Raw genomic sequence first — 19,692 nt, forward strand, 5'->3', positions numbered from 1 at the left:
TGGTCGAACATGGTCGGCTGGACCCCGAAGGCCGCGAGGGGCGTCTCGGCGCCCCCGACGTCAGAATGGCAGACATGCGCATCAGACACGACGACACGCTCCTGTTCATCGGAGACTCCATCACCGACGCGGGCCGCGACCGGGCGGACGCCGCATCGCTCGGTGCGGGTTACGTCCACGAGATCGCGCGGACCCTGCGCGACCGGGCAGTCGAGGGCCCCGGACCCCGTGTCATCAACCGGGGGATCAACGGCAATCGCGTCTACGACCTCGAAACGCGCTGGACCACCGATGTCATCGATCACCGGCCCACCGTGGTCACCGTGAAGATCGGCATCAACGACACCTGGCGGCACTACGACAGCGGACTGGCAAGCCCCGTCGACGTGTTCGAGGCCTGCCTCGACGGTCTGCTCGCGGACACCGCGCGCGGGCTGCCCGCACGGCTGGTCGTCATCACCCCGTTCCTGCTCCCGGTCGAGCCGGAGCAGGAGCGCTGGTTCGAGGACCTGGCGCCGCGCACCGACGCCGTCCTGCGGGCAGCCGCCAACAACGGGGCCCAGGTGGTCCGCGCCGACCACGTCATGGCCCGCGCGGTACGGGACCGCACGCCGGCGGAGCTGGCCAGGGACGGCGTCCATCCGACCCCGCTCGGGCACCGGCTGATCGCCGACGCGTGGCTGGCCGTGGCCGATCCCACCGCCGGTCCGCAGGGGTAGGGGGTAGCACGGGACGCTCATGGGCGGTCGCTAGAGTGACCGCCCATGACCACAATTGATCAAGCTCCCGCCTCTTTTGCCGTGCACATTCCGGACGCCGTGCTCGAACCGGAACCGCTCGATCCCGCGCAGATCGTGTCGGGCGATCCGCAGGTCACCGGCAAGGTGCTGTGGGAGTCGGCCGACGGCAAGCAGTTGCGCGGGATCTGGCAGATCACGCCCGGCGTGGTCACGGACACCGAGGCCAACGAGCTGTTCGTGGTGGTCAGCGGGCGCGCGACCGTGGCGGTCGAGGGCGGCGCGACCCTGGAGATCGGACCGGGCGACGCCTGCGTGCTGCGCGAGGGCGACCGTACGACGTGGACCGTGCACGAGACGCTGCGCAAGGCCTACCACATCACCCTCTGAAACCTCTGAAACCTCTGAAGCCCTGAGGAGCTCGCGCGTTCGGGCGGTGGGGTCAGGCCGGGGCGGGGCGGGCGAGGGACCGGCGCAGGGCCAGCGCGGCCATCGGCAGCAGCAGGCAGGCGCCGGTGAGGTTCAGCCAGCCGTAGCTCGCCCGGGAGACGATGACCCCGGCGACCGCGCCGCCGATGCCCGCGGAGGCGTTCATGGTCAGGTCCGACAGGCCCTGTACGGCGGCGCGGGCGGGCTGCGGCACGGAGTCGGTGAGCAGCGCGGATCCGGCGACCAGCCCTGCGGACCAGCCGAGCCCGAGCACGAAGAGACCGGCCGCGGTCCTGCCGTGAGCGGCGCCCGCGGTGCCCGCCAGCAGCGCGGCCAGGGAGAGCAGCCCGACGGCCAGGCCGATGACGGCGAGCCGCCCGAAGCGGTCCGACAGCCAGCCCATCACCGGCGAGAACGCGTACATCCCCGCGATGTGGCCGCTGATGACCAGGCCGACCAGTTGGAGGTCCGCGCCGTGATGGCCGAGGTCGACCGGGGTCATCACCATGATCGAGACCATCGCGGTGTGCGAGACGGCGACGGTCACCAGGGCCAGCCGTGCCATCGGCGAAGCCCGCACGGCCGCGACACCCGCACGCAGCGAACGGTTCCCGGCCGATTTGCCCTCCTGGGGGTCCAGCGCGCGTGCCGTGAGCAGCGGGTCGGGCCGCAGCAGGACCGCGATCACCAGGGCGGCGAGGAGGAAGATGCCGGCCGCCCAGACGAAGGGACCGGCCGTCTCGGACACGGCGGTGCCTCGGAAGACCCGGCCGGCCGGAGCCGCGATGTTGGGCCCCGCGACCGAGCCGATGGTGGTGGCCCAGATGACGGTCGAGATCGCCCGGCCGCGCCGCTCCGGCTCGGCCAGATCCGCCGCGGCGAACCGCGCCTGCAGATTGGCGGAGGAGCCCGCGCCGAACGCGGCCATGCCGAGGAGCAGCAGCGGGAAGCTCTCCACCAGGGTGGCCAGCACCACCAGGCCGGCTCCGAGCGCCCCGATCAGATAAGCGAGTACGAGACCGGGGCGGCGGCCGCGCGAGGTCATCAGCGCGGCCAGCGGCAGTGACAGCAGGGCCGTACCGGTCACAGACGCGGTGGGCGCGAGCCCCGACAGCGCCTCCGAGCCGCTGACCTGCGTCGCCAGCACGGGGGCCAGGGCGATGCCGACGGGCACGCCGAGGCCGCCGAGTATCTGGCCGGCGATCAGCACGGCGGTCGTCCTGCGCCGGAGTCCCGGCAGGTCGGCCGCGGTGACCCGCCCGGTGGGAGCGGGTCCGCCGGGGGTGTCGGATGCGTCGAGGGTGTTGGTCACCGAGGCAGTGTGCCAGCCCGAATGTGCGTACGAAAACGAGAATGGGGCGCCGGCGTAGCGGTGGCTCAGAACAGCGGCTGCGGCAGCACGCCCTCCAGCGCCAGCAGCTGCCGCTTCGTCTCCAGACCGCCGCCGAAGCCACCGATCCCGCCGTCGCGCTCCACCACCCGGTGGCAGGGCACCACGACCGGCAGCGGATTGGACCCCATGGCCGCCCCGACCGCCTGGGCCGCCCCGGGCTGTCCGACCCGCTCCGCGAGCTCCCCGTAATTGGCGACGGCGCCGTACGGCACGCCGGCCGCCAGCTCACGGAGCACCTGGCGGTTGAAGCCGCCCGTCAGCGACCAGTCGAGATCGAGCGAGAAATCCCGCAGGGTGCCCGCGAAGTACGCCGCGAACTGGCGTATCGGCTCGGCCAGCCGGGCGGAGTCCGGTGCTTCGATCAGCTCCGCGCCGAGCCGGCTCCGCAACTGGTCCAGCGCCCTGTCCCGTACCGCCGGACGGGCGTGGAAGACCACGCTCACCAGCCCGGCACCGGTCGCGGCCAGCAGCAGCGGACCGATGTCGCTCTCCACGACGGCCCACTCGACAACCCCGTTGTTGTTCATGGCATCCACCGTACGGCCGGCCACTGACAACGGTCGGTGGCCGGCCGTACCAAGGGCCCCGGAACGGCCGGCCGGCGGCCTCGCCTACCGCCTCACATGCCTCCGGCGGCCTCGCGCGCCCCGGTAGCCGCTCGGACCACGTCCGGTGCGTTGGTGATGATGCCGTCCACGCCGTAGCCGGTCACCCGGAGCGCTTGCGCCGCGTCGTTGACCGTCCACGTGTCGACCTGGAGCCTCCTGCCGTGCGGTCCCTTCAGCGCGTGCACCACCGCGACGTACTCGGCCGAGACCGAGGTGTACTCCGGGTTGATCCGGTCGGTGAACCCGGCGTACGCGGGCAGCTCCGCGACTGCCGGGGCGCCCAGGAAGCCCGTGATGACGTCCGGGCGCTGCTTGTGCACCGTGCGCACGCTGTCCGCGCCGAAGCTCTGGATCACGAGGCGGTCGCGGACATGACCGGCGTCGAGCCACCCCTCCTGGTCCAGCACCTGAAGGGCCGCCCGCTCGATCCCGGGGTAGGTCTCGGGGCTCTTGATCTCCATGAGCAGGCTCTGGTGGTTGTGCTCGATGCGTTCCAGGTACTGCCGGAGCGTGGGCACCCGGGCACCGGCGTACCGCGCACCGAACCAGCTCCCCGCGTCCAGCCGGGCGATCTCGGCGGCCGTGAAATCCTTGACCGCCCACGGCGCGCGGTCCGGGAAGACCTTCTCGGCGTCGGTGGTCCGCTTCAGATCGGTGTCGTGGATGACGACGAGAACGCCGTCCTTGGTCAACTGGATGTCGCTCTCCACCCAGTCGAAGCCGAGCGCGTGGGCCCTGTCCACGGCCGCGAGGGTGTTCTCGGGGGCGTAGGCCGACGCGCCCCGGTGGGAGATGACGAGCGGGGCGGCGTCGGCGCGCGTCACCGGCACGGCGTGCCCGGCGGCGGTGGCAGCGGTGGTGGTGGTGTCCGGGGCCGGGGCGTCGGTGTTCGACAGCAGGAACGTGCCGGCGGCCAGCAGGGCGGCGGCAGCGACGGAGGCGGTAGCGGTAGCGGTGCCTGCGTGCACGTGGACTCCTTGCGTGGGGTACGGAGCGTCGGAGTAGCGGACGGCCCGAGCGTCGCAGCCGCCGCCGAACGGGGGAGAGTCGAAGGGTGGCCACCATGTGAACGGCCCCCGGGGACCGCGTCATGGACCGGTGACCCTGTCGATAAAGTGCAGTTCTTCTGTTTGTCTGCCGGGCCTCGCGCCTTAGGGCCTGTCCGGCGGATCAGACCCTAAGGTCGTCCGCACCCGGGCTTCTGCGAAGGGCGTGTGTATGCAGGGCACAATCGACGGCTTCAGCTATGGGGCGGTGACCCCCGTCGCGGCGTTCCTCATGGCCTGCCTCGGCGCGGCACTCGGCCTGCGCTGCACCACCCGGTCACTGCGCACGGAACGTTCCTTCAAGGCCGGCTGGCTGGCTCTCGGTGCGACTTCCATAGGCTCCGGAATCTGGACGATGCACTTCATAGCGATGATGGGTTTCTCCGTCGAGGAGGCGCCGATCGGCTACGACAAGGCGATCACCTTCGCCAGCCTCGCTGTCGCGATCGTCATGGTCGGTGTCGGGATCTTCCTGGTCGGGTACCGGGGCGCCACCCCGATGGCACTGGTGACGGGCGGCACGATCACCGGGCTCGGCGTGGCCACCATGCATTACCTCGGCATGGCCGGGATGCGACTTGATGGGCAGTTCGAGTACGACACGATCACCGTGATGCTCTCCGTGATCATCGCCGTGTCGGCCTCGACCGCCGCGCTCTGGGCCGCCGTCTCGATCCACGGCTTCCTGCCCAGCCTCGGCGCCGCCGTCGTCATGGGCGTCGCGGTCGGCGGAATGCACTACACGGGCATGGCGGCGCTCCGGGTCCACCTGCACGCCGCCGCCCTCGCCGGCACCACCGGGGGCGACACCCCGACCGGCCTGCTCGTGCCCATGCTGATCGGCCCGGCCTGCTTCCTGCTGGGCGCCGGGGTCGTCGTGACGTTCGACCCGCTGGTGGTGATGGGCACCCCGGACTGGGAGGACGCCGCGGCCGGACGGACCCTCGGCATCCCCGCGCAGCGCCAGGTGCCCCGGTTCGGCACGCACGCCGACCCGGCGTCCTTCCACTCGCAGCGGCGCGACCCCGTGGAGCACCACGACCGCTGATCCGCCCCCGTTGTCAGTGGGGGGTCGTACGGTGGTTGCATGCGGCCCGTTTCGAATATCGAACGTTCGGTGGCGCCTTTCGAGGTCGTCAGTCCCTACCAGCCCAGTGGCGACCAGCCGACGGCCATCGCCGAGCTGGAGCGGCGCGTCACGGCAGGTGAGAAGGATGTCGTGCTGCTCGGCGCGACCGGCACCGGAAAGTCGGCGACCACCGCCTGGATGATCGAGAAGCTCCAGCGCCCCACCCTGGTGATGGCGCCGAACAAGACCCTCGCGGCCCAGCTCGCCAACGAATTCCGCGAGCTCCTGCCCAACAACGCCGTCGAGTACTTCGTCTCGTACTACGACTACTACCAGCCCGAGGCGTACGTCCCGCAGTCGGACACCTACATCGAGAAGGACTCCTCGATCAACGAGGAGGTCGAGCGGCTGCGCCACTCCGCGACGAACTCCCTGCTCACCCGGCGTGACGTCGTCGTGGTCGCCTCCGTCTCCTGCATCTACGGCCTCGGCACACCGCAGGAGTACGTGGACCGGATGGTCCAGCTCAAGGTGGGCGACGAGATCGACCGCGACCAGCTGCTGCGCCGCTTCGTCGAGATCCAGTACAGCCGCAACGACCTGGCGTTCACCCGGGGCAGTTTCCGGGTGCGGGGCGACACCATCGAGATCTTCCCGGTCTACGAGGAGCTCGCCGTCCGCATCGAGATGTTCGGTGACGAGATCGAGGCGCTCTCCACCCTCCACCCGCTCACCGGCGAGGTCATCAGCGAGGACCAGTCCCTCCACGTCTTCCCCGCCAGCCACTACGTGGCGGGTCCTGAGCGCCTGGAGAAGGCAGTCGGCGGGATCGAGCAGGAGCTGGAGCAGCGGCTCGCCGAGCTGGAGAAGCAGGGCAAGATGCTGGAGGCCCAGCGGCTGCGGATGCGCACCACGTACGACATCGAGATGCTCCGCCAGATCGGCACCTGCTCGGGTGTCGAGAACTACTCGATGCACTTCGACGGCCGCACCCCCGGCACCGCGCCCAACACCCTCCTGGACTACTTCCCCGAGGACTTCCTGCTCGTCCTCGACGAATCGCACGTCACCGTGCCGCAGATCGGCGCGATGTACGAGGGCGACGCCTCCCGCAAGCGGACCCTCGTCGACCACGGCTTCCGGCTGCCCTCCGCCCTGGACAACCGCCCGCTGAAGTGGGAGGAGTTCCTCGGACGGATCAACCAGACGGTCTACCTCTCCGCCACCCCCGGCAAGTACGAGCTCTCCCGCGGCGACGGCTTCGTGGAGCAGATCATCCGGCCCACCGGCCTCGTCGACCCGGAGATCGTCGTCAAGCCCACCGAGGGCCAGATCGACGACCTGGTGCACGAGATCCGCAAGCGCACCGAGAAGGACGAGCGCGTCCTGGTCACCACCCTGACCAAGAAGATGTCGGAGGACCTCACCGACTACTTCCTGGAGCTGGGCATCCAGGTCCGCTATCTGCACAGCGACGTCGACACCCTGCGCCGCATCGAGCTGCTGCGCGAGCTGCGCTCCGGCGAGTACGACGTCCTGGTCGGCATCAACCTCCTGCGTGAGGGCCTCGACCTGCCGGAGGTCTCGCTCGTGGCGATCCTCGACGCCGACAAGCAGGGCTTCCTGCGGTCGGGCACCTCGCTGATCCAGACCATCGGCCGAGCCGCTCGTAACGTGTCGGGCCAGGTCCATATGTACGCGGACAAGGTCACCCCGGCGATGGCGCAGGCCATCGACGAGACCAACCGGCGCCGTGAGAAGCAGATCGCCTACAACACCGAGCGGGGAGTCGACCCGCAGCCGCTCCGCAAGAAGATCAACGACATCGTCGCGTCCATCGCCCGCGAGGAGGTCGACACCGAGCAGCTGCTCGGCACCGGCTACCGCCAGACGAAGGGCACCAAGGCACCCGTGCCCACGCTGGGCATCAAGGCCGGTTCCGCGAAGACCAAGGGCGACGGGGCGGCGGTCACCGACCGCCCGGCCACCGAGCTCGCCGGGATCATCGAGGAGATGACCGACCGGATGCGCGCCGCCGCCGCGGACCTGCAGTTCGAGGTGGCCGCCCGACTGCGCGACGAGGTGGGGGAATTGAAGAAGGAGCTGCGCCAGATGCGGGAGGCAGGCCTGGCCTGACCCCTCGGTACGGGGGTGTGTTGCAGGAACGACACAAAACGGCCCGCACCCGATGCGCCGGTGGAGCTAATGCGTAGGGTGCTGGAAACCGCGCAAGGACGGTTTGCGGGGAAGCGGAGAGGGGACAGCGCGTGACGGTCAATATGACCAAGGGCCAGGCCATCAGCCTGCAGAAGAGCGACGGGGGGACCCTGACCGCGGTACGGATGGGGCTCGGCTGGCAGGCGGCGCCGCGCCGCGGCCTGTTCGGTTCACGCACCCGGGAGATCGACCTGGACGCCTCGGCGGTCCTGTTCGCCGACAAGCAGCCGGTCGACGTCGTCTTCTTCCGCCACCTCGTCAGTGACGACGGCTCGGTCAAGCACACCGGGGACAACCTGGTCGGCGGCGCCGGCTCGGGCGGCGACGACGAGGCGATCCTGGTGGACCTGCAGCGGGTGCCGGTCCACATCGACCAGATCGTCTTCACGGTGAACTCCTTCACCGGCCAGACGTTCCAGGAAGTGCAGAACGCCTTCTGCCGCATCGTCGACGAGACCAACGGCCAGGAGCTCGCCCGCTACACCCTGGACGGGGGCGGGCAGTACACCGCGCAGATCATGGCGAAGGTGCACCGCTCGGGCAACGGATGGCAGATGACCGCCATCGGCACCCCGGCCAACGGCCGGACCTTCCAGGACCTCATGCCGGCGATCCTGCCGCACCTGTAGGCGGAGCCGGACCAGCCGGTCCGTATCGGCAACGCGCAGCTCCCGGAGGCAACGGCCGCCGGGAGCTGCACCGCATCACCACCAGCGCATCACCACCGCCGCGGTACCGCGCCGCGCGGCAGCGACTCGTCGAGGGGACAGGGCAATGACGGCCGAGCTGGTCCGGGGGCAGAACCACGTCTTGCCCCAGACCCGTCTGGAGATCCGGATTTCGGCGGGGGCGCCGGTCGTCGCCGGAGCCACCCTCGGGGACGAGCACGGCACGGTGCACGGCGTGGAGCGGATCGCCCACCCCGGCTCGCCGCAGCTGCCGGGGCTGGAGGTCTCCAGGCAGGCGGCGGCGGACCACCGGCTCGCCGTCGACCTCGACGCCCTGCCGGAAGGGGTGCACCGGGTCACCGTGCTGCTCGCCCTGCCGCTGGAGGCGGGCGGCCCGGCCCGGTTCGGAGCCGTGGCCGCGCCCTTCGTCGCCGTCACCGGGCTCGAAGGCACGGAGATCGCCACCTTCACCCTGACCGGCCTGGACAGCGAGTCCGCGGTCACCGCCCTGGAGCTCTACCGCAGGCAGGGCGCCTGGAAGGTCCGTGCGGTCGGCCAGGGCTATGCGGGCGGTCTCGCCGAGATGCTCGCCGACCAGGGCGTGGACCGGGCGGCCGAACTGGCCGGTTCGATCCAGGAGGCCGTCGCCCGCGGCCTGGCCCGCTCCGTGTCACCGCCGCCGCCCCGTACCCCGGAGGGCGACCGGGTCCGGCACCCGGCGCGACCAGCACCCGCCCAGGGCGGCGGGCAGCCCCCGGCCGGGCAGCCCCCCGTCGGGCCGCCGGCCGACCGGCAGCCCGAGACCCCGGCCGCCGTCCCGTCCGGCCCCATCGACTACGCGCACCCGCGCCGCCAGTCCGCCGCGCCCCCGCCGCCCCCTCCCGCCGCGCCGCCCACCGGGCCCGGACAGCCGGCGCAGCCCGTCGCGGGGGACGCGACCGGCTGGTCCATGGACGAGCGCCTCTACAACCAGATATGGGGGATGTTCGAGGACCTGGCCAGGGCCACCGCCGCCTACCGCAGCGCGGTCGACTTCGCGGAGTCCCGGATGGACCAGGAGCTGGAGCGGACCCTCTCGGACCCGCGCAGCAGGATCGGCGGCACGGGTGACCTCGCCCGTGAGCAGGCCCGCGCCAAACGCGACGAGCTGACCGGCCGGGCCCGCGAGGCGCTGGACCGCGACCTCGCCCAGCTGGCCGCGGAGTCCGCCGTGGTGGAACCCGCGCTGCCCGCCCCCTACGCGGGCTGGGACAACCCCGTCTGGCACGCCTACCGGGTGCCGATGGAGATCCCGATGGCGCTGCGGATCGGTGACCTGCACCTGCCGGAGAGCGCCGCCCTGCGCATCCCGCTGCTCGTACGGCTGCCGCTGCAGCGCGGGATCTGGATCGACAGCGGCCGCCCGGCCTCGGAGGCCGCCGCCCTGACGGACGGCGACCAGTTGCACCGGCTGGCCATGGAGAGCGCGGTGCTGCACGCCGCCCGGCTGCTCGCTGTCTACCCGGCGGGCGAGTTCTCGGTCCACGTCATCGACCCGGCCGGCTCCGCTTCGGCCGCGCTCGCCCCGCTGGTCCGCTCCGGGGTCCTCGCGGGGCCGCCCGCGTCCGGTGCCGGGGGAGTGTCCTCGGTCCTCGCGCAGCTCACCCGGCGGGTCGACCTGGTGCAGATGGCGATCAGGGCCGGTGCCGCGGATTCCCTGCCGCCCGACCTGGACCCGGCCGAGCAGCTGCTGATCGTCAACGACTTCCCGCACGGCTTCGACGACCGGGCCGTCAACCAGCTGCGCTACCTCGCCGACGAGGGGCCGTCCGTCGGCGTGCATCTGCTGATGGTCGCGGACCGGGAGGACGCCTCCGCGTTCGGGCCGGTGCTCGATCCGCTGTGGAGGTCGCTGCTCCGGATCACTCCGGTCGCCGACGACCATCTGGCCGACCCCTGGGTGGGTCACGCCTGGACGTACGAGCCGCTGACGACGCCGCCGGGCAGCCGCGTCCTTGAGCTGGTACTCGACCGGGTGGCGGCCGCCCGCAGCGGCGGACCCCGCTGACCTGCTCCGCCGCCGTTCCGGCACCACCCCTCTGACCTGGAGCTTTGATCCTTCTTTAGCTTTCCCTTTACCTTTCCTTGGTAATTCCTGTACTGTTCCTTGGGCGGAGGGGAGTACTCCCGATCGCGGCGTTCCCGTCAGTACGGACTGTGACCGGTCCCGGGGCGCCGGCCAGGCGCGCAGCCCGCGCGCCCAGGTGGAAGAGACCTCCGGCAGCGACGACGCTGATCAGTAGCCGTAGCGAACTGCCGGAGGCGCAGTGGACGTTTCATGGACCCTCTGGGCGCTGACCATCCTTGGTCTCAGCGCCCTTATCGCCGTCGACTTCTTCATCGGGCGCAAGCCCCATGACGTGTCGGCCAAGGAAGCCGGGATCTGGACGGTCGTCTGGATCGCCCTGGCCGCCCTCTTCGGGCTCGGCCTGCTCGCCTTCGGTGAGACCCAGGCCTCCGGCGAGTTCTTCGCCGGATTCATCACCGAGAAGTCGCTGAGCGTCGACAACCTCTTCGTCTTCGTGCTGATCATGGCGAAGTTCTCGGTGCCCTCGCACCTTCAGCAGCGGGTGCTGCTCTTCGGTGTGCTGATAGCGCTGGTGCTGCGGGCGATCTTCATCGCCGCGGGCGCCGCGGTCATCGCCAACTTCTCGTGGGTCTTCTACATCTTCGGCGCGTTCCTGATCTTCACCGCCTGGAAGCTCATCCAGGAGGCGCGGGCCGACGAGGAGGAAGAGGAGTTCGAGGAGAACCGCCTCCTGAAGACGATCGAGCGCCGCTTCGGGGTCGCGGACAGGTACCACGGCACCAAGCTCTTCATCCGGAACAACGGCAAGCGCGTACTGACGCCCCTGATGGTCGTCATGCTCGCCATCGGCACCACCGATGTGCTGTTCGCGCTGGACTCGATCCCGGCGATCTTCGGGCTGACCCAGGACCCGTACATCGTCTTCACCGCCAACGCCTTCGCCCTGATGGGGCTGCGGCAGCTGTACTTCCTGATCGGCGGCCTGCTGAAGAAGCTGGTCCACCTCAGCTACGGGCTCTCGGTGATCCTCGGCTTCATCGGCGTCAAGCTGGTGCTGCACGCCCTGCACGAGTCCGGGGTGCACGTCCCGGAGATCTCCATCCCGGTCTCGCTCGGCGTCATCTGCGGCGTGCTGGTGATCACCACGATCACCAGCCTCCTGGCCACCAGGAAGCAGGCCGCCGCGGAGGACGCGAAGGCCGAGGACAGCGTGGACGACGGTGCGGACAAGGGCGCCGGAATAGACGCCTGACAGGGCCGCGGGGCGGTGACGCCCGCGGCGCGGCCCCGATGACCCTCGCTGTGCAGGGGGCGCGGGGGCCGTCACTCACCAGCCGCGGGCCCGCCACTCGGGAAGTCGCGGGCGCTCGTCGCCCAGCGCGGTGTCGTTGCCGTGGCCCGGGTAGACCCAGGTCTCGTCCGGCAGCGGGGCGAAGAGCTTGGTCTCCACATCGTCCAGCAGGCTCACGAACGCCTCGGCGTCCCCGAAGGTGTTGCCGACCCCGCCCGGGAAGAGGCAGTCCCCGGTGAACAGGTGCGGGGCGCCGTGCGGGTCGTCGTAGAGGAGCGCGATCGACCCCGGTGTGTGCCCGGTCAGGTGGCGGGCGGTCAGGGAGACCTGGCCGACCCGGATCGTGTCGTCGTCCTCGACCAGCACATCGGTGGGGACCTCGATCCCCTCGGCGTCGTAGCGCCCGGCGTACGTACGCGCGCCGGTGGCCGCCACGACCTCGCCCAGCGCCTGCCAGTGGTCGCCGTGCCGGTGGGTGGTGACGACCGAGGCGATCGAGTCGTCACCGATCAGCCGCAGCAGGGTCCCGGCCTCGTTCGCCGCGTCGATCAGGAGCTGCTCTCCGGTGGCCCGGCAGCGCAGCAGATAGGCGTTGTTGTTCATCGGCCCGACGGCGACCTTGGAGATCATCAGATCCGTCAGCTCGTGCACGTCCGCCGGCCCGCCGACCTTGACCATTCCGCTGTACGTCATGCGTCTCAGCCTATAGCGGGGGCAGCGCGGGCAGGGAGTGCCCGCCCTCGACGGTCAGCGCGGACCCGTCGCGGCGCCCGCTGAGCCAGCCGAGCAGCTCGGGGGCCGTCCCGCGGACCGCTACCGGGCCGCCTTCCTTCCCGCCCCCCGTCGTCCAGACGCGGCCCGTGTCGTCGGCCACGCCCGTGCACACGACCTCCGGGTGCCCGGCGAACCGCTCGGCCAGGAAGTCGATCTCCCGGGCGATGAACTTATCCGGCAGATCCTCCAGCTCGTAGCCGACCCCCAGGTCGACGTGGTGCAGCTCGACCTCGATGCGGCGGCGGAAGGGGATGCGGGAGGCCGAGTCCGTCACACCGTTGCGCATCGCGACCGTGCGTGACCAGTCGGCCGGGGCGGCCGCCGCCGCCACGAATCCGGCCGCGCTCTCCGCCAGGTCGGCCAGCTGTTCGGCCTGCGGCCGGGGGGCGTCGCGCTCGATGTCACGGTCGCGGGTTTCGCTGTCTGCGTACATCGGCCGACCCTGGAGAACATTTACCAGCGCGTCGGCGTTACGTGAGAGGTGCGCGACGACATGGCCCCGGCTCCAGCCGGGCAGCCGCGACGGCCGGGCGAGCTCGGAGTCGTCCAATTTCTCCGTGGCGCTGAGCAGCCGGGCGGTCGCTTCCCGCAGTGCGTCCAGGTCGTGCGCGTGATCAGTCATGGGGCAGAGAGTAGCCCCGCCACTCATTCGGGTGAAGGAGTCATCAGCCGTCCGTAAATCGAATGCGCGTGCTATACGCTCGGAGATGAAAGCTCCGTACATCGCTGTGGCACCCCCCATACCCTGGGGCAGGGGCTCAGTTCCCCCGCTTCTCTCTAGAAAGGTGCGGACCGGCGTGGCCGACCGTCTCATCGTCCGTGGCGCTCGCGAGCACAACCTCAAGAACGTCTCGCTCGACCTTCCCCGCGACTCCCTCATCGTCTTCACCGGGCTCTCCGGGTCGGGCAAGTCGTCGCTCGCGTTCGACACGATCTTCGCCGAGGGGCAGCGCCGTTACGTGGAGTCGCTCTCCTCGTACGCCCGGCAGTTCCTCGGTCAGATGGACAAGCCGGACGTCGACTTCATCGAGGGCCTGTCGCCCGCCGTCTCCATCGACCAGAAGTCGACCTCGCGCAACCCGCGCTCGACGGTCGGCACCATCACGGAGGTCTACGACTACCTCCGGCTGCTCTTCGCCCGGATCGGCAAGCCGCACTGCCCCGAGTGCCACCGGCCCATTTCGCGCCAGTCGCCGCAGGCCATCGTGGACAAGGTTCTCGGCCTGCCGGAGGGCAGCCGCTTCCAGGTCCTCTCGCCGCTGGTGCGTGAGCGCAAGGGCGAGTTCGTCGACCTCTTCGCCGACCTCCAGACCAAGGGCTACAGCAGGGCCAGGGTCGACGGCGAGACCATCCAGCTCTCCGAGCCGCCCACGCTCAAGAAGCAGGAGAAGCACACCATCGAGGTGGTCATCGACCGCCTCACCGTCAAGGACAGCGCCAAGCGCCGGCTGACCGACTCGGTCGAGACCGCGCTGGGCCTCTCCGGCGGCATGGTCGTGCTCGACTTCGTCGACCTCCCCGAGGACGACCCCGAGCGTGAGCGGATGTATTCCGAGCACCTCTACTGCCCGTACGACGACCTCTCCTTCGAGGAGCTGGAGCCGCGCTCCTTCTCCTTCAACTCGCCCTTCGGCGCCTGCCCCGACTGCACGGGCATCGGCACCCGCATGGAGGTCGACCCGGAGCTGATCGTCCCCGACGAGGAGAAGTCCCTCGAAGAGGGCGCGATCCACCCCTGGTCGCACGGCCACACCAAGGAGTACTTCGGCCGCCAGATCAACGCGCTGGCCGAAGCCCTCGGCTTCCGTACGGACATCCCCTGGGCAGGGCTGCCGCAGCGCGCCAAGAAGGCCCTGCTGCACGGCCACAAGATCCAGACCGAGGTCCGCTACCGCAACCGTTACGGGCGCGAGCGCGCCTACACCACGCCCTCCTTCGAAGGCGCGGTCCAGTTCGTCAAGAGGCGGCACTCCGAGGCGGAGAGCGACTCCAGCCGGGAGCGCTTCGAGGGCTACATGCGCGAGGTGCCCTGCCCGACCTGTGAGGGCACCCGCCTCAAGCCGATCGTCCTGGCGGTGACGGTGATGGAGAAGTCCATCGCGGAGGTCTCCGCGATGTCGATCAGCGAGTGCGCCGAGTTCCTCGGCCGGATGAAGCTGAACGCCCGCGACAAGAAGATCGCGGAGCGGGTGCTCAAGGAGGTCAACGAGCGGCTGAAGTTCCTGGTCGACGTGGGCCTGGACTACCTCTCGCTGAACCGCGCGGCCGGCACCCTGTCCGGCGGCGAGGCCCAGCGCATCCGGCTCGCCACCCAGATCGGCTCCGGACTGGTCGGCGTGCTCTATGTGCTGGACGAGCCGTCCATCGGCCTGCACCAGCGTGACAACCACCGGCTGATCGAGACCCTGGTCCGGCTCCGCGACATGGGCAACACCCTCATCGTCGTCGAGCACGACGAGGACACCATCAAGGTCGCGGACTGGGTCGTCGACATCGGCCCCGGCGCCGGTGAGCACGGCGGCAAGGTGGTCCACTCCGGTTCGCTGGAGGAGCTGCTGGCCAACGAGAAGTCGATCACCGGTCAGTACCTCACCGGCAAGAGGTCGATCGCGATGCCGGACGTCCGGCGTCCCGTCGACCCCGCGCGCCTGCTGACGGTGCACGGCGCCCGGGAGAACAACCTCCAGGACATCGACGTCTCGTTCCCGCTCGGGGTGCTGACCGCCGTGACCGGTGTCTCCGGCTCCGGCAAGTCGACGCTGGTCAACGACATCCTCTACACCCACCTGGCGCGCGAGCTGAACGGCGCCAAGTCGGTCCCCGGCCGGCACACCCGGGTCGACGGGGACGATCTCGTCGACAAGGTCGTGCACGTCGACCAGTCGCCCATCGGCCGGACGCCCCGCTCCAACCCGGCTACCTACACGGGCGTCTTCGACCACGTCCGCAGGCTGTTCGCGGAGACGATGGAGGCCAAGGTCCGCGGCTATCTGCCGGGCCGGTTCTCCTTCAACGTCAAGGGCGGCCGCTGCGAGAACTGCTCCGGTGACGGCACCATCAAGATCGAGATGAACTTCCTGCCGGATGTGTACGTCCCGTGCGAGGTCTGCCACGGAGCGCGCTACAACCGGGAGACGCTGGAGGTCCACTACAAGGGCAAGTCCATCGCTGAGGTGCTGGACATGCCCATCGAGGAGGGCCTGGAGTTCTTCGAGGCCGTGCCGACCATCGCGCGCCACCTGCGCACGCTCAACGAGGTCGGTCTCGGATACGTCAGGCTCGGCCAGTCCGCGCCGACGCTCTCCGGCGGTGAGGCGCAGCGCGTGAAGCTGGCCAGCGAGCTGCAGAAGCGTTCGACCGGCCGCACGGTCTACGTGCTGGACGAGCCGACCACCGGTCTGCACTTCGAGGACATCTCCAAGCTCATCAAGGTGCTCTCCGGCCTGGTCGACAAGGGCAACACGGTGATCGTCATCGAGCACAACCTCGATGTCGTCAAGACCGCCGACTGGGTCATCGACATGGGCCCCGAAGGGGGCAACGGCGGCGGACTGGTCATCGCCGAGGGCACTCCGGAGTACGTGGCCGGGGTCCCCGCCAGCCACACCGGCAAGTTCCTCCAGGGCATCCTGGACGCGGACCGGATCAGTGAGGCGGCGGTCCCCGCAGCCCGTAAGCCGGTCCGCAAGACGGCCGCGAAGAAGGCGGTCGCCGCGAAGTCCGCCCCTGTCAGGAAGACGGCGACGGCCAAGACGGTCCGGAGCACCACGGCGAAGGCCACGGGCACGGCAGCGGCGAAGAAGGCCGCCACCAAGAAGGCGGCCGCCAAGAAGGCGGCCCGCGCACGCAAGGCCTGACAGCCCGCGCACGCAAGGCCTGACAGCCCGCGCGTGCACGGCCTGACGGCAGGCGAGGCGGCGGTTCCCGGTTCCGGGGGCGCCGCCTCGCCGTATGTACGGCGGCCGTACCGCAGCCGCCCCGCGTGACCTGCCGCACCCGCCCCCGGGCGCCGGGGCATCCCTCTCCGCCGGTATCGTCGGTTACGTCACCGATGCCTCCGCTGCCGCTGCTGTCCCAGGCACCTCTGGCACCGCACCGAATCCCTCAGACCAGTGGAGACCGCATGCCCGGCCAGCCCGCCCGCCGTACCGTGCTGAAGGGCGCCGCTCTCGTGGGCGTCGCCGGGCTGGGAACGGCCGCCTGCTCGACCGACTCGAAGCTCGGGCACGCCCAGACGCCGACCCCCACCGCGCCCGTCGAGCTCGGCGCCCCGGACGAGGTGGCGGTGGGCGAGTCCAAGCTCTTCCGCGAGCAGCGCGTCATCGTCAGCTGCCCGGCCAAGGGCCAGTACAAGGCGTTCAGCGCCCAGTGCACCCACGCGGGCTGCCTGCTGGACAAGGTCGAGGAGAACGAGGGGCACTGCCCCTGTCACGGCAGCCGCTTCGACACCACCACCGGCAAGGCCGTGCACGGACCGGCGACCGTGCCGCTGCCCTCCGTCCCGGTCAGGGTCGAGGGCGGCCGGCTGGTCGCGGGCCCCGAAGCCTGAACCGGCCCCGCCTGAACCGGCCCCGCCTGAACCGGCCCCGCCCGAACCGGCCCCGCCCGGACCCGCCGCGAGCCCGAACCGCCCCGCTGCTCACTCCCAGTCCCAGTCGATGCCGACCAGGCCCGGCCGCACCCCCTGCTCCACCAGATGGACCGTCCGGTGGCGGCCGGTGAGCGTGAGGTCGGTCCGGGCACCGCGCGGTGCCCCGGCGGACACCTGGACGAAGCGCCGGCACCGGACCGGCAGCGCCTCCTCGTCGAACCGGACCTGGAGCACGTACTGCCCGCCGCCGAAGCTGAAACCGCGCACGTACTCGCCGCAGGGCCCGCCCGTACCGTCCTCGAAGCCGTAGCCGAAGAGGTACGTGTCGCCCGCCCGCAGCCGGGTGTCGAAGAGCAGCTCCGCGACCAGCACCCCCGCCGCCGCGTCCCAGCGGACCCGCCCCGTCCGGCAGTTCTCCCGCGCGCTCACCCCGACCCGGGCCGGATCGCAGCCCGGATCGCCTCGGTACACGGCGAGATAGCGGTCGATGCCGTCGCGGTGGGCGCGCACCACGTGCTGGGAGCCGCGCTGCTGCAACCGGCGGCCGGGCCCGATCCGTACCCGCTCCTGGTGCCCCACCGTGTGCAGCCCGCCGTCCGCGGGTGACTCCATCGCGGCGAGCAGCTGCTCGACCGCGCCGGACGCGTCCACCAGGGAACGGTACGAGCGGCCCTGCGGGCGGTCGGCCTCCGGGCGGGACTCCCCGGACCCCAGCAGCCCGAGCAGGGAGTTCCCCGGCAGCTCCAGCACCTCCTCCAGTGCCTTCACGGCCCGCAGGGACTCCGGGCGCTGCGGACGCCTGGCGCCCTGCTGCCAGTAACTCAGGCTGGTCACACCGACCTTCACCCCGCGGTGCGCGAGATGGTGCTGCACCCGCTGGAGCGGCAGCCCGCGTACCGAGAGCGCGGTGCGCAGCGCCAGATGGAACGGGCCGGTGTGCAGCACCTGCGCCAGTTCGGCCTCGGTGTGCTGCATGGGTCCTCCAGGTGAACGTTCACGTCGCGCGGGGGCGGTTCCGCGCCGGTGGATGCCGGTCCGCAGGTGGCCGGGGGGAGACGTTCACGGAGCCGCCCCGGGCGTTCACACCGCGATGTTCCCCCGCATTGAAGCGTGTTGACCCGTTCCCGACAACGGTTGATGCTCCTCGACAGCGTCCGGACGCGCTCCTTGGAACCCCACCCCCCGCCCCGGGAGGCCACCATGCGCAACCGAAGAGTCAGGACCGGAAGGCTGTCGGTCACAGCCCTCCTCGCCGCCGTACTGCTCGCCGTACCCGCGACGACCGCCACCGCGACGACCGCCACCGCGTCGGATCAGAGCCGCTCCGCGCCCACCGCCACCCTCGCCGCCGCCCAGCGGCTGAACATCACCATGCAGGCCCAGCAGAAGAGCAACTGGTGCTGGGCCGCCGCCGGCAACACCGTCGCCGCGTGGTTCGGCCGCAACCACACCCAGAACGAGTTCTGCAACGCCGCGTTCGGCCGGGCCCAGGGCTACGAGTGCCCCAACTCGCAGGCCTCGCTCGGCAACGTCCAGGACGGTCTGTACTGGGCGGGCATCAACCCCGGTTCGTACGTCACCGGCTGGCTGCGCTACCCCACCGTGCAGGCCGAGATCAGCGCCGGGCGGCCGGTGGAGACCCGCATCCAGTGGTCCTCCGGCGGCGGCCACATGCACGTCCTGTACGGCTACGACGACGCGAACAGCTGGGTCTACTGGGGCGATCCCTGGCCCTCCAGCAACCGCTACAACTGGGCCTCGCACGCCTGGTACGTGAACAACAGCGAGTTCTCCTGGACCCACTCGCTCTACCGGATCGGGGCGTGACGGCATGACCTCCACCCGTACCGTGCGCGGCGCGCGTCCCTTCGCCGCCGCCCTCGCCGCGAGCGGGGTGCTGGCGGGCGCCGCCCTGCTCACCGCCGCCCCGCAGGCCTCGGCCGCCACCGGGCCCTCGGCCACCCCGGCATCCCTGGCGGCGGCCCATGAGGCGGCCACCGATGCCACGACCCTGGACACCCTGTCCCGGTTCTTCGCCCGGGAGGGCGCCGTCACCAGGGCGGCCGCCGCCCCGCGGATCGAGGGCGCGGCCGTGCCGGTCCGCACCCTGTCCGCCGATTTCGTGGCCGGCGAACCGGGGGCGCCCGTCGCCGCGCTCGACTACCTGGCCAGCACCGCCGTCTCCTCGGACGGCCAGAAGGCGTCCCTGTGGACGCTGCCCGAGCCGGGCAAGGACGGGCACTGGCAGGTGGTGAACATCGCCACCGGCGACGACGAGACCCGCTACACCGCCGCGGGCGCCCGCAAGCTGCCCGGCGGCACCGTCTTCCGGGAGCCCCAGATCGACGCCTGGTACGTCCAGAAGGGGAGCAGGGTGCTCCCGCTGGACCGGGACGCGGTGGGCGCGGTCGGCAAGGACGGCACCACCCTGGCCGCCTACCGCACCCGGGTACGGGCCGCGTACGCGGACAAGCTCCCTGGCTCCGGGTACGCCCGCGCGGGCCGGGCGGGCGGCTACGGGCCCACCGGTTCGCAGCCCGCCGCCGGACGGCCCCCGGCCCCCGCCGGGCGCTCCGGGCCCGCCATCGCGGCGGACACCGGCCGGTCCACCGCCCTGACCGCCACCTCTGGCGCGGCGGCCGCGGGCGCCGCCGTCGTGCTCGCCCTGTGCGCGGCCACCGCCCTGCGCAACCGGGGGCGGCGCCGCGGTCAGGAGTGACGGCGGGTCCCGCCCGCCCCCGGAGACCCCGGGCTCCGGGACACGTGCCCCCCAACCCGTGTCCCGGGGCCCGGCTCCACCC

17 protein-coding genes are annotated in these 19,692 nt (G+C 71.2%); 11 read left to right on the plus strand and 6 right to left on the minus strand.

From position 1 onward, the window contains the following. Positions 1 to 74 precede the first annotated feature (74 nt). Positions 75 to 719 (plus strand): SGNH/GDSL hydrolase family protein, encoded by a 645-nt coding sequence (locus RLT59_RS30170; protein ID WP_311306325.1) that lies wholly within the window; start codon positions 75 to 77, stop codon positions 717 to 719. 45 nt (positions 720 to 764) lie between these two features. Beyond that, positions 765 to 1,127 (plus strand): cupin domain-containing protein, encoded by a 363-nt coding sequence (locus tag RLT59_RS30175; RefSeq protein ID WP_311306326.1) that lies wholly within the window; start codon positions 765 to 767, stop codon positions 1,125 to 1,127. A gap of 52 nt (positions 1,128 to 1,179) precedes the next feature. Here RLT59_RS30175 and RLT59_RS30180 read toward each other — a convergent pair whose 3' ends face one another. The 3 genes from RLT59_RS30180 to RLT59_RS30190 form a co-directional block, all read right to left on the minus strand. Continuing rightward, positions 1,180 to 2,478 carry an MFS transporter gene (locus RLT59_RS30180; RefSeq protein ID WP_311306327.1) on the minus strand — a complete coding sequence of 433 codons (1,299 nt, stop codon included), beginning with the start codon at positions 2,476 to 2,478 and terminating at the stop codon, positions 1,180 to 1,182. Between the two features lie 65 nt (positions 2,479 to 2,543). Continuing rightward, positions 2,544 to 3,086, minus strand: coding sequence for a methylated-DNA--[protein]-cysteine S-methyltransferase (locus RLT59_RS30185; RefSeq protein ID WP_311306328.1), 543 nt, complete (start codon positions 3,084 to 3,086; stop codon positions 2,544 to 2,546). Positions 3,087 to 3,178: 92 nt separating this feature from the next. After that, positions 3,179 to 4,135 (minus strand): glycerophosphodiester phosphodiesterase, encoded by a 957-nt coding sequence (locus tag RLT59_RS30190; RefSeq protein WP_311306329.1) that lies wholly within the window; start codon positions 4,133 to 4,135, stop codon positions 3,179 to 3,181. 250 nt (positions 4,136 to 4,385) lie between these two features. Here RLT59_RS30190 and RLT59_RS30195 point away from each other — a divergent pair, with 250 nt between their 5' ends. The 5 genes from RLT59_RS30195 (at position 4,386) to RLT59_RS30215 (ending at position 11,487) form a co-directional block, all read left to right on the plus strand. Further along, positions 4,386 to 5,261, plus strand: coding sequence for an MHYT domain-containing protein (locus RLT59_RS30195; RefSeq protein ID WP_311306330.1), 876 nt, complete (start codon positions 4,386 to 4,388; stop codon positions 5,259 to 5,261). A 39-nt stretch (positions 5,262 to 5,300) separates the two neighbouring features. Next, entirely contained in the window at positions 5,301 to 7,418 is a 2,118-nt protein-coding gene (uvrB, locus tag RLT59_RS30200) for an excinuclease ABC subunit UvrB (RefSeq protein ID WP_311306331.1), read from the plus strand. A gap of 131 nt (positions 7,419 to 7,549) precedes the next feature. After that, on the plus strand, positions 7,550 to 8,128 hold the full coding sequence (locus tag RLT59_RS30205) for a TerD family protein (protein ID WP_136328667.1): 579 nt from the start codon (positions 7,550 to 7,552) through the stop codon (positions 8,126 to 8,128). Between the two features lie 145 nt (positions 8,129 to 8,273). Continuing rightward, a complete protein-coding gene (locus RLT59_RS30210; protein ID WP_311306332.1) occupies positions 8,274 to 10,214 on the plus strand; it encodes a TerD family protein in 1,941 nt (646 codons plus the stop codon). 259 nt (positions 10,215 to 10,473) lie between these two features. Further along, positions 10,474 to 11,487: a TerC family protein gene (locus tag RLT59_RS30215; RefSeq protein WP_311306333.1), complete on the plus strand. Its 1,014-nt coding sequence runs from the start codon at positions 10,474 to 10,476 to the stop codon at positions 11,485 to 11,487. Positions 11,488 to 11,562: 75 nt separating this feature from the next. On the opposite strand, the gene RLT59_RS30220 is transcribed toward RLT59_RS30215, so the two are convergent. Further along, positions 11,563 to 12,219 carry an MBL fold metallo-hydrolase gene (locus tag RLT59_RS30220; protein WP_311306334.1) on the minus strand — a complete coding sequence of 219 codons (657 nt, stop codon included), beginning with the start codon at positions 12,217 to 12,219 and terminating at the stop codon, positions 11,563 to 11,565. A 10-nt stretch (positions 12,220 to 12,229) separates the two neighbouring features. After that, positions 12,230 to 12,922, minus strand: a complete 693-nt coding sequence (locus RLT59_RS30225; RefSeq protein WP_311306335.1) for a maleylpyruvate isomerase family mycothiol-dependent enzyme — start codon at positions 12,920 to 12,922, stop codon at positions 12,230 to 12,232. Positions 12,923 to 13,097: 175 nt separating this feature from the next. Here RLT59_RS30225 and uvrA point away from each other — a divergent pair, with 175 nt between their 5' ends. Then, positions 13,098 to 16,157 (plus strand): excinuclease ABC subunit UvrA, encoded by a 3,060-nt coding sequence (gene uvrA / locus RLT59_RS30230; RefSeq protein WP_311306336.1) that lies wholly within the window; start codon positions 13,098 to 13,100, stop codon positions 16,155 to 16,157. Between the two features lie 266 nt (positions 16,158 to 16,423). After that, the gene (locus RLT59_RS30235; protein WP_311306337.1) at positions 16,424 to 16,849 is read left to right on the plus strand and encodes a Rieske (2Fe-2S) protein; all 426 of its coding nucleotides are present in this window, start codon (positions 16,424 to 16,426) and stop codon (positions 16,847 to 16,849) included. A 90-nt stretch (positions 16,850 to 16,939) separates the two neighbouring features. On the opposite strand, the gene RLT59_RS30240 is transcribed toward RLT59_RS30235, so the two are convergent. Next, entirely contained in the window at positions 16,940 to 17,866 is a 927-nt protein-coding gene (locus RLT59_RS30240; protein WP_311306338.1) for a hypothetical protein, read from the minus strand. Positions 17,867 to 18,091: 225 nt separating this feature from the next. Here RLT59_RS30240 and RLT59_RS30245 point away from each other — a divergent pair, with 225 nt between their 5' ends. Both RLT59_RS30245 and RLT59_RS30250 read left to right on the plus strand, forming a co-directional pair. Continuing rightward, the gene (locus tag RLT59_RS30245; RefSeq protein WP_311306339.1) at positions 18,092 to 18,718 is read left to right on the plus strand and encodes a papain-like cysteine protease family protein; all 627 of its coding nucleotides are present in this window, start codon (positions 18,092 to 18,094) and stop codon (positions 18,716 to 18,718) included. 4 nt (positions 18,719 to 18,722) lie between these two features. Then, on the plus strand, positions 18,723 to 19,610 hold the full coding sequence (locus RLT59_RS30250) for a hypothetical protein (RefSeq protein ID WP_311306340.1): 888 nt from the start codon (positions 18,723 to 18,725) through the stop codon (positions 19,608 to 19,610). The last annotated feature ends 82 nt before the right edge of the window (positions 19,611 to 19,692 follow it).

This window comes from Streptomyces sp. ITFR-6, from assembly GCF_031844725.1.
GTDB lineage: Bacteria > Actinomycetota > Actinomycetes > Streptomycetales > Streptomycetaceae > Streptomyces.

Excerpts from the sequence above, each read along its gene's own strand:
- RLT59_RS30195 (WP_311306330.1), top strand. The coding sequence starts at position 4,386 with ATGCAGGGCACAATCGACGGCTTCAGCTATGGGGCGGTGACCCCCGTC.
- RLT59_RS30225 (WP_311306335.1), bottom strand. The coding sequence starts at position 12,922 with ATGACTGATCACGCGCACGACCTGGACGCACTGCGGGAAGCGACCGCC.
- RLT59_RS30210 (WP_311306332.1), top strand. The coding sequence starts at position 8,274 with ATGACGGCCGAGCTGGTCCGGGGGCAGAACCACGTCTTGCCCCAGACC.
- uvrB (WP_311306331.1), top strand. The coding sequence starts at position 5,301 with ATGCGGCCCGTTTCGAATATCGAACGTTCGGTGGCGCCTTTCGAGGTC.
- RLT59_RS30220 (WP_311306334.1), bottom strand. The coding sequence starts at position 12,219 with ATGACGTACAGCGGAATGGTCAAGGTCGGCGGGCCGGCGGACGTGCAC.
- RLT59_RS30175 (WP_311306326.1), top strand. The coding sequence starts at position 765 with ATGACCACAATTGATCAAGCTCCCGCCTCTTTTGCCGTGCACATTCCG.
- RLT59_RS30245 (WP_311306339.1), top strand. The coding sequence starts at position 18,092 with ATGCGCAACCGAAGAGTCAGGACCGGAAGGCTGTCGGTCACAGCCCTC.
- RLT59_RS30250 (WP_311306340.1), top strand. The coding sequence starts at position 18,723 with ATGACCTCCACCCGTACCGTGCGCGGCGCGCGTCCCTTCGCCGCCGCC.
- RLT59_RS30170 (WP_311306325.1), top strand. The coding sequence starts at position 75 with ATGCGCATCAGACACGACGACACGCTCCTGTTCATCGGAGACTCCATC.
- RLT59_RS30240 (WP_311306338.1), bottom strand. The coding sequence starts at position 17,866 with ATGCAGCACACCGAGGCCGAACTGGCGCAGGTGCTGCACACCGGCCCG.
- RLT59_RS30185 (WP_311306328.1), bottom strand. The coding sequence starts at position 3,086 with ATGAACAACAACGGGGTTGTCGAGTGGGCCGTCGTGGAGAGCGACATC.
- RLT59_RS30235 (WP_311306337.1), top strand. The coding sequence starts at position 16,424 with ATGCCCGGCCAGCCCGCCCGCCGTACCGTGCTGAAGGGCGCCGCTCTC.